The sequence below is a fragment of the Desulfonatronum lacustre DSM 10312 genome (assembly GCF_000519265.1).
Lineage (GTDB): Bacteria > Desulfobacterota > Desulfovibrionia > Desulfovibrionales > Desulfonatronaceae > Desulfonatronum > Desulfonatronum lacustre.
This window is the reverse complement of record NZ_KI912608.1, coordinates 909720-923751: the sequence shown is the minus strand read 5'-3', so window position 1 is coordinate 923751 and position 14032 is coordinate 909720. Positions and strand designations below refer to the sequence as shown.

General features: G+C 58.5%; 13 protein-coding genes. 4 read left to right on the top strand and 9 right to left on the bottom strand.

The window, feature by feature from the left end:
- From DESLA_RS0104380 to DESLA_RS0104350, 7 genes are all read right to left on the bottom strand, one after another.
- Positions 1-780: a fumarylacetoacetate hydrolase family protein gene (locus DESLA_RS0104380; protein WP_028571522.1), complete on the bottom strand. Its 780-nt coding sequence runs from the start codon at positions 778-780 to the stop codon at positions 1-3.
- 28 nt (positions 781-808) lie between these two features.
- Positions 809-2467, bottom strand: a complete 1659-nt coding sequence (locus tag DESLA_RS0104375; protein ID WP_028571521.1) for a ribonuclease J — start codon at positions 2465-2467, stop codon at positions 809-811.
- Complete coding sequence (locus DESLA_RS0104370) at positions 2443-3168, bottom strand: lysophospholipid acyltransferase family protein (protein ID WP_028571520.1); 726 nt, start codon at positions 3166-3168, stop codon at positions 2443-2445. The genes DESLA_RS0104375 and DESLA_RS0104370 overlap by 25 nt, the downstream gene beginning before the upstream one ends.
- Before the next feature lie 225 nt (positions 3169-3393).
- A complete protein-coding gene (locus DESLA_RS0104365) occupies positions 3394-4563 on the bottom strand; it encodes a GNAT family N-acetyltransferase (RefSeq protein ID WP_051434375.1) in 1170 nt (389 codons plus the stop codon).
- Positions 4564-4701: 138 nt separating this feature from the next.
- Entirely contained in the window at positions 4702-5082 is a 381-nt protein-coding gene (locus DESLA_RS0104360; RefSeq protein ID WP_084031879.1) for an AzlD family protein, read from the bottom strand.
- Positions 5072-5797, bottom strand: a complete 726-nt coding sequence (locus tag DESLA_RS0104355) for an AzlC family ABC transporter permease (protein ID WP_028571517.1) — start codon at positions 5795-5797, stop codon at positions 5072-5074. The genes DESLA_RS0104360 and DESLA_RS0104355 overlap by 11 nt, the downstream gene beginning before the upstream one ends.
- A gap of 6 nt (positions 5798-5803) precedes the next feature.
- Positions 5804-7462, bottom strand: coding sequence for an HIT family protein (locus DESLA_RS0104350; RefSeq protein WP_028571516.1), 1659 nt, complete (start codon positions 7460-7462; stop codon positions 5804-5806).
- 244 nt (positions 7463-7706) lie between these two features.
- Between DESLA_RS0104350 and DESLA_RS0104345 the strand changes: the two genes are divergently transcribed.
- On the top strand, positions 7707-8549 hold the full coding sequence (locus tag DESLA_RS0104345) for a TatD family hydrolase (RefSeq protein WP_028571515.1): 843 nt from the start codon (positions 7707-7709) through the stop codon (positions 8547-8549).
- Between the two features lie 9 nt (positions 8550-8558).
- Here the strand turns inward: DESLA_RS0104345 and DESLA_RS0104340 are convergent, their stop codons facing one another.
- Together DESLA_RS0104340 and DESLA_RS23120 are read right to left on the bottom strand one after the other, a co-directional pair.
- Complete coding sequence (locus DESLA_RS0104340) at positions 8559-9008, bottom strand: hypothetical protein (protein WP_156932859.1); 450 nt, start codon at positions 9006-9008, stop codon at positions 8559-8561.
- 13 nt (positions 9009-9021) lie between these two features.
- Positions 9022-9294: a DUF4911 domain-containing protein gene (locus DESLA_RS23120; RefSeq protein WP_051434374.1), complete on the bottom strand. Its 273-nt coding sequence runs from the start codon at positions 9292-9294 to the stop codon at positions 9022-9024.
- Between the two features lie 229 nt (positions 9295-9523).
- On the opposite strand from DESLA_RS23120, the gene DESLA_RS0104330 reads away from it, so the two are divergent.
- The 3 genes from DESLA_RS0104330 to DESLA_RS22230 are packed head-to-tail and all read left to right on the top strand — an operon-like array spanning position 9524 to position 13868.
- Entirely contained in the window at positions 9524-11464 is a 1941-nt protein-coding gene (locus tag DESLA_RS0104330) for a flagellar hook-length control protein FliK (protein WP_028571513.1), read from the top strand.
- Positions 11465-11494: 30 nt separating this feature from the next.
- On the top strand, positions 11495-12316 hold the full coding sequence (locus DESLA_RS18695; protein ID WP_084031877.1) for a flagellar hook assembly protein FlgD: 822 nt from the start codon (positions 11495-11497) through the stop codon (positions 12314-12316).
- Between the two features lie 58 nt (positions 12317-12374).
- Positions 12375-13868, top strand: coding sequence for a flagellar hook protein FlgE (locus tag DESLA_RS22230; RefSeq protein WP_035261348.1), 1494 nt, complete (start codon positions 12375-12377; stop codon positions 13866-13868).
- The last annotated feature ends 164 nt before the right edge of the window (positions 13869-14032 follow it).

Sequence of the window (14032 nt, the reverse complement as noted above, 5' to 3'; positions counted from 1 at the left end):
TTATTGAATGACCGTGAATTCCGATTCCTGAGCCTGCTCCGCCACCACGGTGTTGGTCAGCAGGGCCACCTCGGAGATTTCCACCTGAACTTCATCGCCCGGACGCATCGGTCCGATTCCGGGCGGCGTTCCGGTCAGGATCACGTCTCCGGGCAGCAGGGTCATCACGCTGGAGGCGAAGCTGAGCAACTCCCAGGCGCTGAAAATCATGTCGCCGGTACTGCCTTCCTGGCGGACCTCGCCGTTGACCCGGGTGGTCAGGGTCAATGCGGCCGGGTCCGGCACCTCGGTCTCGATCCAGGGCCCGATGGGGCCAAAGGTATCGAAGCCCTTGGCGCGGCCGTACAAACCGTCCTTGGCCTGCAGGTCCCGAGCCGTGACGTCGTTGGCGCAGGTGTAGCCGAAAATGTATTCCGAGGCCTCGGCCACGCCGACCCGGCGGCACGGTTTGCCGATGACCACGGCCAACTCCCCTTCATAATCCACCCGTGAGGATTGCGACGGCAGGACAATGGACTGCCACGCACCGATGATCGAGGACGGCGGCTTGAAGAACAATACCGGCTCCTCCGGTACGGTCTTGCCCATTTCCTCGGCATGGGCATGGTAGTTCAAGGCCGCGCAGATGATTTTGCTGGGCGCGACCGGAGGCAGCAAGACCACCTGGTCCAGAGGGATCGGATCATTCAACCCGATGTCCCTGTTCAGACACAGCACATGGTCCGGCTCCAGGGTGGCGTAAAACGTCTTCCCCGCATACTGCACTCGCACGACTCGCATAAAAAACTCCCGTTTTTGAATTCGTCCCTCACACCCCGACCACCACGGGCAAAACCACGGGATCGCGGTGAAGGACCTTGCGGAAAAAGTTGCGCAGGACCACGCGGATGCGTTCCGCGTTTTTTTTGGGTGAGGCCTTGGGATTGGACTCGAACACGTCCAGGATCAGGCACTTGGAATCATCCAGGACGTGCTCGAACTGCTGTTCAAAGACAAACCCCTTGGAGATCAATTCCGGGCCGACCAGAATGTGTCCCGTCTCCTGGTCGATGACCACGTGCACCACCACCAGGCCTTCCTCGGCCAGCAGTTTGCGCTCCTTGAGCACGCTGGCGCCCACGTCGCCGACGCCTTTGCCGTCCACCAGGGTCGAATCCACCCGGATGCGATCGTCGAAGCGGATCCCGCGCTCGAAAAACGTCAATGGTTGTCCGTTGTCCAGGACGATGGCCCGCTCCGGGGCCACTCCGCACTCCCGGGCCAGTTGACAGTGTTTGACCAAGTGCCGGTATTCCCCGTGAACGGGCACGAAAAATTTGGGCTTGACCGTGTTCAGCATGGTGACCAATTCGTCCCGGTGGGCATGGCCCGAGGCGTGGATGCCCTGGACCTTTTCGTACAGCACTTCCGCGCCCAGGCGGTACAAGTTGTTGATCAGCCGCGAAATGGCCTTGGTGTTGCCCGGAATGATCCGTGAGGACATCAGGACCAGGTCTCCCCGACGGATGCTGATCTGGCGGTGTTCTCCCTGGGCGATCCGACTGAGCACGGACAGGGGTTCGCCCTGGGAGCCGGTGACCAGTAGAACCAGTTGATCGTCGCGCAGGTCCTCGATGTCGTCCAGAGAACAGAGAGCGTCCGGGGCCAAGCGCAGATACCCGAGGTCCTTAGCCAGGGCGATGTTGTTCACCAGGCTGCGTCCGCTGACGGCGACCTTTCTTCCAGTCAAGGCCGCCAGGTCGAAGACTTCCTGCATCCGCTGGATATGGCTGGAAAACAAGGTGATGATGATCCGGCCTTCGGTTTGTCGGAAGACCCGCTCCAGTGCACCCTTGATCTCCAGCTCGGTCAAGGTCGCCCCTTCCCGTTCAATATTGGTGGAGTCGGAAAGCAGCAGATGCACGCCGGGTTCGGAAAATTTGGCAAAGGCTTCCAGGTCGGTAAACTGGTCGTCCATGGGCGTGGGGTCGATCTTGAAGTCGCCGCTGTGCACGATCCGGCCCACCGGGGTTTCGATGCCCAGGCCGTAACCGTTGATGATGGAGTGACAGACCTGGAAAAAATGCACGGTAAATGGCCCCAACTCCACGGAGTCGTTGCTGTTCACCCGGCGAAAATCCACGTATTTGTTCAGGTTGTGCTCACGCAGCTTGTTCTCCAGCAGGGCCAGAGTAAACTCGGAACTGAACAGCGGGGCGTCCACGTAGGGCAGCAGCCAAGGCAAGGCTCCGATATGGTCCTCGTGGCCGTGGGTCAGGACGATGCCCCGGAGCTTGTCCTTCCGGGCCAGGATGGTTTCGAAGCGCGGGATCAGAACGTCCACGCCGTAATGAAAGTCACTGGGAAACATCAGTCCGCAATCGATAATGATCATGCCGTCGGCGGACTCCAGCAGCATGCAGTTCATCCCGATCTCGCCCAACCCTCCCAGAGGGGTCAGGGTCACGGACGTTTCTTGTCCAACCATTCGTCAGTCTCCTTGGAGTGCGCGTGCATGATTTTCCATATATCCTCTTTGAGTCGTTCACGCTCCTTGAGCGTGTAGGCGTCTTGGATCGCGTGGGCGGGAAAGAACCGCACCGCGACGGAACCCGGTCGGATGCGCCAGGAATCTTTCGGGAGCACGGCGTAGGTTCCGGAGATCAATACCGGCACCACGGGACGTCCGCTTTTGATGGCCAGGATCATCGGCCCGATTTTGAAGCTCCCAAGCTTTTCGAAGCGGGAGCCTTCGGGAAAAATAAGAATGGAGGCGTGGTCGGACTTGGCGATGGCTTCCTGAATGCTCTTGATCCCGCGGCGAGGATTTTCCCGGTCAATGCCGATGTACCCGATTCGGGACATGGCCTGACCGAAAAAGGGGATGCGAAACAGGCTTTTCTTGGCCACGAACCGGAACTGATGCCCTTTTAAGGCCGCCAGCAACACCGGAATATCGAACCAGCTCTGGTGATTGACCATCAGGATATACTTTCCATCCGGATCGAAATCTCCGCGGTCCACATGCACCGTGACCCCGGCCAACCGGCAAACCAGCCCGCCCCAGAAGATACTGATCCGGTTCGAAAGATTTCCGCTACGGTCGAAAAAAGAAGCGATTATGACGACGATCGCGAAGAAAATGGTCAGCGGAACAAAGAAAAGATAGAAAGGAATAATGGACAACATGCAGCGCCCTCTCCTAATCTGTTATGATCAAAATGTAAATGCGGCCAGGAAATGATCAGGGCAAATCTGTTCTCATCAATAATCCAAATCGCGATCGAAATCGAAATCGAAAACGGAATCTGGAAAAAATTGTGCATCACTCGGTGATTACGCCATCTTCTTGGATATGACGTTCGATTTCGACCACGATTTCGATTTCAATACCGATCCGATGTATCCCCCCGTTCACCCTCGTCGCTTGTAGGGCAGGATGCTGTTCAGGGCGGCGATGTCCCGCATTTCCATCTGGTTGTATTCCGAAATGGTGGATTCCATCACTCCGTGCAGCCGGGGATCGAAAAATTTATGCAAGCTGTAATTGGGCGCGGAGACGAATCCGCGCAGCGCCTTGTGCACGCCGCCCATGCCCGGGTCAAAGAGCCGGATTCCTTTCCTAATCATCCATTCCATGGGCTTGTAGTAGCACAGTTCGAAATGCAGGAACTCTTCGTCCCGCCACGTGCCCCAGTATCTCCCGTAGAGCCGGTCCCCGTCCGTGATGAGCAGCGACATGGCCATGGGAGTAGGTTCATCCGGTTCGAAGGCCGCGATGATCAACAGGTTGTCACGAAAGGTTTTCCGGAGTCCCTGAAAAAAGGCCGGGGTCAGAAACTTGCAGCTCCACTGCCCGAACCGATCGTTGTGCCGGGCATACAGTTCGTACATCAGGGCGAAATAGGACTCCGGAATCTCCCGACCGAACAGGCATTGAGTGGTGATTTTGCGCCGGACCAGACGGTCGCGCTCCCGACGTACGTTGCGGCGCTGATTGGCCTTCAGCCCGTTCAGATACTCGTCAAAGGAAGTGAAGCCGGGATTCAGCCAGACGAACCCCTGATGCACCCAGACCTTGTAACCCAGGCTTTCCGGAATTCGCCCCCAGTTGGTGGTCACGAAGTGAAACCCGCACCCGGACACCCCGCGTCGCCGACAAAAGTTCTCGATTTCCAGAATCATGGCCGCGCTCAACTTGGCCTGATTCACGTTCCCGGCCATCAGAAAGCGATAAGCCGTGACCGGACTGAACGGACTCATGCCTACCAGTTTGGGGTAGTAGCGCACCCGCATGCTCGCGGCCAGATGGGCCCAGGCATGATCAAAGACGAACTCCCCGTCGCTGTGCGTTTTCAAATACAGCGGCGCGGCCCCGACCATCCGCCCCTGATCGTGAATCGTCAGGTGACACGGCTGCCAGCCGCTTTCAGAGCCGACGCTACCGGACGCTTCCAATAAATGCAGCCACTCCCAGCGCAAAAAAGGAACATCCCGACCGGAACACAGCCTGTTCCAGGCATCGGGATCAATGTCGGCAATGGCGTTATGCCAAATCGCGGTCAGGGTGGGGATGGTGGTCATGGGTAATACCATTTCCAATTCAACAATTCTCTTTCGGTGTCGGTGTCGGTGTCGGTATCGGAATCGATATTGTTTGTATGCCAATAACCTGAGTTCGATACCGATTCCGATACCGATTCCGACACCGCGGTAAGATCACTATATCACTCCCCGCAACGCGACCACGGCCAGGACGCCGGCGAACAGGGCGGCGATCAGGTTGCGGGTCAGGATGGCGACCAGGGCCGTGATTCCGGCGGCGGCCCGTTCCGCCGGCCCGCCTTGAACAAGGTTGGGCACGACGATGGCCACCAGGATCGAGGCCGGGACATGCCGGAGAAAGGCCTCCACTCGCGGCGTGGGCGAAACCCGGCTGATCAGAAACAAACCAGCGGCCCGGGTGAGATAGGTCGCCGCGGCCATGCCCAGCAAAACCCAGAACACGCCCCAGGCTTCTCCCCCGGCTCCTCCCACGGACACCCCTAAAAAACTCGGGCTCGAAACGCCGGTCAGGGCCGCAAGGGCGAGATCAGCGTCCATGTCGCCATGCCCCGTACAGCCCCCCGGCCAGACCGCCGCAAAGTATGTACCATTTACCGGGCAGCAGCGCCCATCCGATCCAGGCCGCAGCGGCGGCTACCAGCCAGACCGGCAGGTCGTGTCGGCCTTTCCAGAAAAAAATCAACAGGCTGATGAACACGGCGGTGAACGCGAAGTCCAGGCCCCAGCGGGCCGGGTCGCTCATGGCCGTACCGAGAAAAAAAACGCTGGATGCACCAAGAATCGTGGCCGAAAACCAGAACAGGTAAATGCACAGCCCCGCGCCCAGCAGAAACGCGGCGTCCCGTCCGCCTGAACCCATTTCGCGCATGGACAGGGCCCAGGACTCGTCGGTCATGAAGAACAACGAACCATAGGCTTTCCAAGGGGGAAGGCCGACCAGCCAATCCCTGAGGGCCGCGCCCATGAGTACGTGGCGTAGATTGACGATGAATGTTGTCAGCACGATGCCCAAAAAGGGCAGGACCGGTCCCCAGAACTCCAGCACCATAAGCTGGGACGCCCCGGCAAAGGTGGTCAGGCTCATGGCCCCGGCCTGCGCCGCGCTCATCCCGGCCTGCACGGCCAGGATGCCGAAGACCAAGCCGTAGGCGAACACGCTCAATCCCAGGGGCAGGCAGCTTTGGAAGCCGCGCCGGACGCCGGAAAGCGTGAACGTTATCGGCTGTGACGAGGAAATTGAGGGTGTGGACATGAATGCTCACATGTCCCTGGCCAGAACTATTCGGCAGGCCAGGGCGAAATCCTCGGGATAGTGGCCGACGATGCACCGGGCCTGGGCCTCGCTGAACCCGCCGGGGGCATAGGGCAGTTTGGGCAGAAAGGCGTACAGCAGACGTTGGTCCGGATCTCCGGCATCCAGGCGGCGGGAATACTCAATGCTGGTGACCATCCGCGCACCAAGGCCTTCCAAGGCCCGCTGGGCGATGAGCATGGCCTTGTCCAGGGCCGCGCGGCAGGTCGCGTCCGCCTCCAGCACGTTGCCCACCGGACGCAGCGGCATCAGTTGCAACTCGAACCCGGCGGCCTGGGCCTTGGGTACGAAGAGCAGCACGTGCTCGTCCTCATGGACCACCAAGTCCGCTTCCCCAGGACGGCCGTCGGTGCGTTGATTGGCGCGGATGGCCCGCAGATAGTCCGTGAACAACCCTTGTCCGGTCTCGACCCGATAGCGATCTACGGCGTCGGCCACCAGATCGCCGCAGGCATACGGACGAAACGTCCCGCCCTCACTCAACGCCTCGGTGATCGGCAACGAGCTTGGAATCAAGGCGTACTGCTGATGCACCTGCTGATGGGAAGCGTGGAGGCGATAGCCGCTGGGCGCGAAATCAAACCCGAAATTCCAGCCCCAGAGTGTGGCGCTGTAGGCAAGCTCCTCGCCGCGAGCCGCGGCCCGGCGGACGTGCTCCAGGGTCGTGATCCGCAGTTCCTCCAGCTCTTCAACGGTCAACCGCCGATGCCGGGGCGTGGCCAGGCCGCACAGCTCCGCCAGCCGAATGTAGGTTCGCTGATAATACAGGTGACGAAGGCCGAGAATGTCCTCCACGTCCAGTTCGCGGATTCCGTACCGCACGGCGTCGTGGGCCATGTTCGCGGCGAAATGGCCCCAAGGAATGTAGCTGTTGCGGCGCAGATACTCGAATACGTGCGTGCGCCCGTCCGGACCGAAGCGAACGTCCCCCACCACCTCGCTGGCCCCCTGAACACCGGGCCGAAGAACCATGGCCACCTTGTAGGCGTCCGGCAGTCGGGGATTGTTCACCACGGCTTCGAACAGATCGTGACGATGCATCACGGGGCGGACCCGACCATCCGCGTCCTTGATGTAGCGCAACCCCGTGGGGACGGCTCCTGAAGGATCATCCGTGTCGCCAAACAACAGATCGCAGGACAGAGACGCGATGATTTGCAGATCCTTCGGGTCCGTGGACGTGACGGCCACGGCCAGGAGCACGGATTCAGGCAGAGCCGCGAAGAGCGCGGCTTTGTCCGATGATGGGGTCTTGCTTCCCGCGGCGTCGAAGATGGAGTCCAACGCATCGTGCATGGATGTTTTTTCCGGCGCGGGAAGCGCGATGCAAAGCGGATCGTGGGCCTTGGCGTCGGCCCAGGAGGAATCGACGTAGGTCGTGCCCCGGAATGGAAAGGCATTGGGGATTTCGTAGATCACGGAGGCCCGGTCCACCTGGACGTCTCCGACGGGAAAGTTGCGCTGGTTGTTCACCTCCTTCCCGGTTTCCGTTCGACCCAGGGCCTCAAGATGGTCCTCGGCCCGCAGGTTGGCCACTGTGTAGGAAGGTCGGTGGACGCCGAAGCGGAATCGACCTTCAGGGGTGATGCAGGTGCGTAATGTCATCGCGAGGGTAGTTGTAGTTTTGAACTGATTTGATTTCGATACTCACTCGTTACCTGAATCGGTATCGAAATCGTGATCGAAATCGAACATCATGTCTATAAAGATGCCTTACTCACAGCATGTTCCGATTTCGATTTCGATCGCGATTTCGATGAGAACAGGTTTGACCCGGAGGTTCGGCCCGCGGCGCGTGACAAACCAACGCCGCCTGCCGTAGGTTCCCCGCCCGAAGGAGGAGCACCATATGTCGTCAAAAAAAAACATCCCCTTGCCGGAGACGTTCGGCCTGCCCCCCGGGGGCGTGGAAACTCATGCTCACCTGGATTTTCCGGACTTCGCCGAGGACCTGGATGACGTCCTGGATCGGGCCAGGGCGGCCGGAGTGGCCTGGTTCGGCAACGTCTTTCTGTCGCCCGAGGCGTACCGGGCCCACCAGCCGCGATTGTCCACCATTGCCGGGATGTTCTTCACCCTGGGCATCCACCCGCACGAGGCGTCCACCGTCACGCCGGACGTCCTGGCGGACATGGCCGCGCTGTTCGCCCAAAATCAGGACCAGGATGAGGACAAGGGGCTGCGCGCCCTGGGCGAAATCGGGCTGGACTTCTACTGGGACCGCAGTCCCAGGGACGTCCAGATTCGGGCTTTCCAGGAGCAATTGGCCCTGGCCAGGGAGTTGGATCTGCCCGTGATCGTCCACAGCCGAGAAGCCGAGCCGGAAACCCTGACCATCTTGCGGGACCTGGGGTTCAGGGATCGCCCGCTGCTCTGGCACTGTTTCGGCCAGGGCCGGGAGTTGGCGGAACAGATTTTGGCCGACGGCTGGCATATCTCCATCCCCGGCCCGGTCACCTTTCCCAAAAGCACGGCCCTGCGAGAGGCAATCCCCCACATTCCCTTGTCCCGGATGGTTCTGGAAACGGACTGCCCGTTCCTGACCCCGCATCCCTTTCGAGGCAAGCGCAACGAACCGGCCTATCTCTGCTATACGGCCCAAGCCGTCGCCGACCTGCGCGGCCAGCCGATTCAGGATATCTGGACGGCCTGCGGGGACACGGCCCGAGCGTTTTTCAATTTGGACGAATGAAAAGGAGGTTCAATCCGTCCCCGCTCCGGCAGGCAAGGGCTTGTCCGCCCGGCCCAAAAACGTGATCCGTCGGATATTTCCGGCCGTGATCTTCAACTTGCCCCAATCCGTCAATCCATAGAACGCCAGACCCGGATCGATCATAAACTCTTGGGTGGTTTGATTCCGAAACAAAACCTTGGACAGGACTCGGTCGTCCTGGAGATACATCCGGGCTTCCATGATTTCGGCGAAATCCAGACTGATGTCCGCCTTTCCCGCCGTGACCGGGAGCATGGTCAGGCCGTTCATGGAAAAGTCGTGCAAGGCGAAGGAGACGTCGTCGGCGTCCACCAATTCCACCAGAAACGACCGCTCCGGCTTGGGAATTTTGGTGACCACATCCGAGTCGCCGAGCCCGCCCATCCCCAGACTCAACCAGGCCGCGACCAGCAGCACGGCCATCCATGGTGTCGTCATACGGCGACATCGTTCATTTTGCATCCCGTTCCTCCGTATCCTTTCTTGATTCCTTCCGTTTTTCCTCGCTCTTCCACCCACCCGGGAACGTAACCACCTCACGAAACGTCAATTGATGGTGCGCCGTCTCCAGAAACTTCCAAATTTCCCGCTCCCGGCCCGGGGCGAAAACCAGCTTGACCACCGCCGTGTGCGGGCTCACCGTGCTCAAATAGGCCAGATTGTCCTCGGCCTCCAGAAGAAACTTCAGCAGAGAGATGCCGTCCGGGGCGAGTTGCAGGTACATGCGGCTTGAATACCGCGGAAGTGACCGAGACGTCGCCTGGGAGGTCGCCTGAGAGGTCGTCTGATATATTTTTTGAGGGGGCTTCCGAGAAGTCGCCCGTGGCGAAGACATGACCTTTCTCCTATCGCAACAGGCCGTCGCGGACAAGGGCGACGTGGGACGCCCCCAGTACCGGAAGCGAGGAAGTTGGAACGACTCTTGAAACATACGCGGACAAGGAGAAAAGACCATGCAGATTTTTCCCTCTTTTTCAGCCCAATCCGGTTCCTCGGCCAACACGGGGTTCGCCCTGGACGCTCCGCTGTTCAACCTCGGAAACAAAAATTTCGAAGATGTGTTCGGGGCATTCCTGCGCGACACTCGGGACGATGCACCATTCCATCCTTCGCCGGAGACGACGCGTTCGGAACACGTTCGAAGCGACGACCGGCGAAACCATCCGGAACCGCCCAAGTCCGTTCACCAGGATCTTCCACGTTCCCGAGAATTAGACGTGCCCGTAAACAGGGAAGATTTTGCCGAGTTGCGCCCGAAGCTGGAAGAGCTGGGCGTGGACGAGGAAACTCTGGATCGTCTTGAGGATCTCTTTGATTCCAACGAGACCGTCACGTGGCGGCAAGTCCTGGACGTCTTGCGCGAGCCGCTGAAGGAACTGGCCAATATCAAGCTCACTCCGGAGCAGGAAAAGGACCTGATCAGCCTGCTGGAAAAGATCGGCTTCTCTCCGGACGACGCCCTGGCCCTGGCTGGTGACATCCTGGACAATAAACTGGACGCGGTCTTCAAGCGCATCGAGGAATTGCTTTCCAACCTGACCGGCGAGGAGAAATTTTCCTTTACCTCGGCGGAAATCCTGGCTTTGCTGCAAGCCCTGGGCCTGATGGGCGGCGACAAGGCTTCCGGGACGACGGACCCCGCTCTGGGGAAGTTTTTCGGATTGAGCGGCGAAAGTTTCGGGAATGTGGACCCGAAATCCGTGCAGGCCATGCAAGCCATTGCCGAGGCCATGAGAAAGGCTGGAATCGAAATGACGGCTGAACTACGTTCCGTGGTCCACAAGGCGCTCCGGGAAAACGCCGATCTGCTGCAAAGAGTCTCTGACGCCGCGGCCAAGGGCGAGCTGAAGCTGAATTCGGAGACCCTGGCCGCGTTTCAGAACGCTCTCAAACAGAACGCAGGCGGATCATCTCCGAACCTCGACCAAATCCTGCAGCAGGCCACGGAAAAGGAACTGTCTCCTGAGGAGCTGAAAAAAATCCTGGGCATGATCAAGGAGGCCGCAGCTGGCTCGGATCAGGACAGAAACCGATTACTGGCGGAAATCCAAAGGATTATGGCAGCTTCTGAAAACCGTGATCTCCGGATGCAGGCCGCGGACAACGGCCCCAACGCCCACCGGATGTCCATGACCGAGGCCGTGAACGCGCTTAAAACAGTATCCTCGGGAGGCGACGGCAAAAATTCCGGCATGATGGACCGCAACGGCCAGGGAACGCCCTGGCAAAACCCCAATGCCCAGAATGCCGCGAACCAGTCCGCCCAGGGCTGGGAATCCTTCTGGAACAAGGTCAGCGTCCAGGGCAGCGGCGAGGCATCCGGGGGCCTGCTCAAGGATGCCGGCACGGACCCACGATCCATCCTGGGCCAGACCACCGCGGCCACCAATACCGAAGCCGCGGCCCGCAAGGTCCTGGCCAATGCCCCGGCTCCGCACCGGGCCGTCCTGAATCAGGTCCATTCCGGCCTGCTCCAGAACATGGGCCAGGGCCGCCAGCAATTGACCTTGCAGCTGCATCCCGCGGATCTGGGCAGCCTGACCGTGAACCTCAGAGTGGTAGGCAAAGAAGTCCAGGCTGTGCTGCGCGCGGAAAACCAGGAAGCCCGCCAGATCATCGCCGAAAACATGCCTTTGCTCCGCCAGTCCCTGGAGTCCCAGGGCCTGCGGGTCACGCGCCTGGAAGTTTCGACCCAGTTGCAGGACCAGAACCAGTTCACCCAGCTCTGGCAGGGCTCGGACGGACAAAAGTTCCAGGAACAGGGTGCCAATACCCAGTGGGCCGCCCTGGGGCGAGGCTTGCAAAAAAATGATGCCGGAGGCCAGGACGCTTCGGAACAGGCATCGATTTTGCTTAATTCACCCCGAGAAGGCGGCATCAACCTGATCGCCTAGCAAAATTTTCCTCTTTCCAGGAGAACGATCATGTCGACAAGCCCATATGTCAGCCCCCACGCTGGCAATCTGGTCGGCCGAGCCGAACGAGACTTCGCTCCACCGGACCCGAGGACAGGCGATAAAAGCGGATTGGACAGAGATGCCTTTCTGCGCTTGTTGACCACCCAGCTTGCCAACCAAGATCCTCTCAACCCCTTGGACGACAAGGAATTCGTCGCTCAATTGGCTCAATTCTCCAGCCTGGAGCAACTCAGCAACATCTCCGAGTCCATCGAGGGCTTCAAGGATTCGTTTGCCCGTCAGGAAACGTTGAACGCAGTCAACTTCATCGGCAAAGAGATTCGAGCCGAAGGGCGAAGCATCAGCAAGGATGGAGACTCCGTCAGCTCCTTCACCTATTCCCTGCCGGACGTGGCTGAAAAGCTGCACATGAACATCTTCGATTCCTTCGGCAACATCGTCCGCACCATCACGTTGCCCGGTCGCATGCCCGGCGAACACGAATTTGTCTGGGATGGCCGGGACCACTCCGGCAATCCGCTGCCCGACGGAGTATACAGTATTGCCATGGCCGCGGAAGGCAAGCACGGAGAGCCGTTGATGGTTTCCACCAAGACGAGCGGAGTGGTTTCAGCGGTGGTCAGCGAGGATGGGCAAACCTTCCTCCGCCTTCAGGACGGACGAAGAGTCAATATCACGGACGTTAAGGAAGTCGTCGGAGCAGGGGCGGCGCAAGGCAATGCGCTGGCATCGGAACTCCAAAATATTACAGGAAACCTGGCGAATCTTAACGGATTGTTCGGCGGATCATCCTCCACCGAAGACCTTCTGAACAGTCTGACCCAGTAATTCATTTCACCCCCTCACCTCTTAAGAGCGCGAGCGGGCTATACAAAGGAGCACAATCATGAGTCTCACCGCATCAATGTGGACGGGAGTCAGCGGCCTCAAGGGGCACGGCCAGAAAATGGGGGTGATCGGCAACAACATCGCCAACGTGAGTACCGTCGGGTTCAAAGGCTCTCGCATGCACTTTGAAGACTTCATGAGCCAGAACGTCAGCGTGGCCAACGGTGTGGGCCAGATAGGTCGCGGCGTCGCGGTCGGCGCCGTCCTGGGCGACTTCAGCCAGGGTTCCCTTGAAACCACCAACGAGTCCACCGACGTGGCCATCACCGGCAACGGTTTCTTTACCGTCAGCCCTCCTGGTGATGAAATAAATTACTACACCCGCGCCGGAAACTTCCGTTTTGACCAGGAAGGATTTCTCGTCGATCCGCATGGGTATAGGGTTCAAGGCTGGGGTATTGCCCGGGATACGGTCGACCCATTGGTCGATGAGGTTGATGGTGAAGGTGTCGGTGCTCGACGTGTCAATATCCAAGGTGTTCCCAGAGACATTCAATTAGACAACTTCCAATCACCTCCATCACCGACATCAACTGTCAACGCCGTGGTCAACCTTGATTCCGCCGCCAGGTCCAGTGTCGACGATCTTATAGATGCATGGGATGGCCCACCACCTGGTGATATAGGAAATCAAGAGTTTGAATATCAAACTACAATGAAGATTTACGATGCGAACGGCGGCGCTCATAATGTAACGGTATACTTTGATAAAAGGCCGGATGCTGACCAGCCTGATCCCCCAGATGGAACTACAATATGGCAATTTATTGTAACGATTCCACCTGAAGATGATCAAGAAAATGGCACTGGATTGTTAATGACAGGAGATCTTCTGTTTAATCCTGCTGGAGAGATTATCAATATGCGAGCAGACCCAACTCTCGAAACAGAAGATGGCAATGGCGATCCATATTTTATTTCACGAAATGGCTATCCAACATTTGCTGCAAATTTTCTTGGAGAACCTCAAAATATTGAATTCACTCTAGGAACAAGATTTGTAGGCGATGTCGCTGGATACGTAGCAGGAGCTTTTGCGGGCGACATTGCTGATTGGCAAAGAAATGCTCTCTCCACAACAGCTTACAATAATGCTTCAACCACATTGTATCAAACCCAGGATGGCTATACCGCTGGTTTTTTACAGAACATTTCCGTCAACAGGGAAGGCGTCCTGACCGGACGCTATTCCAACGGACAAGTTCTCGATCTGTATGCGCTGACCATCAACAACTTCAACAACATCTGGGGATTGAACCGGGAAGGCGGTAACCTGTTCGCGGCAACCGGAGCTTCGGGGCCTCCATTAACGGGCATAGCCGGTACGGGCAACCTGGGGACGGTTTCCTCCAACACCTTGGAACTCTCCAACGTGGATCTGGCCACGGAATTCGTGAAGATGATCAGCACCCAGAAAGGCTTCCAGGCCAACAGCAAGACCATCACCACCACGGACACGATGCTGGATGAAGTGATTCGGATGAAGAGATAACGGGTTGACGGATCGGTAATCAGGACAGGCCGGGAGCGAGATGCTTCCGGCCTGTTGTTTTTGGTGAGGCGAGGCAAAGGGGTAATCGAGAAGACCGAAAAAAGCCCCTGGAGGATCACCTCCAGGGGCTTTTATATAATGCAGTTATCGGGGTCGGGGTCGGT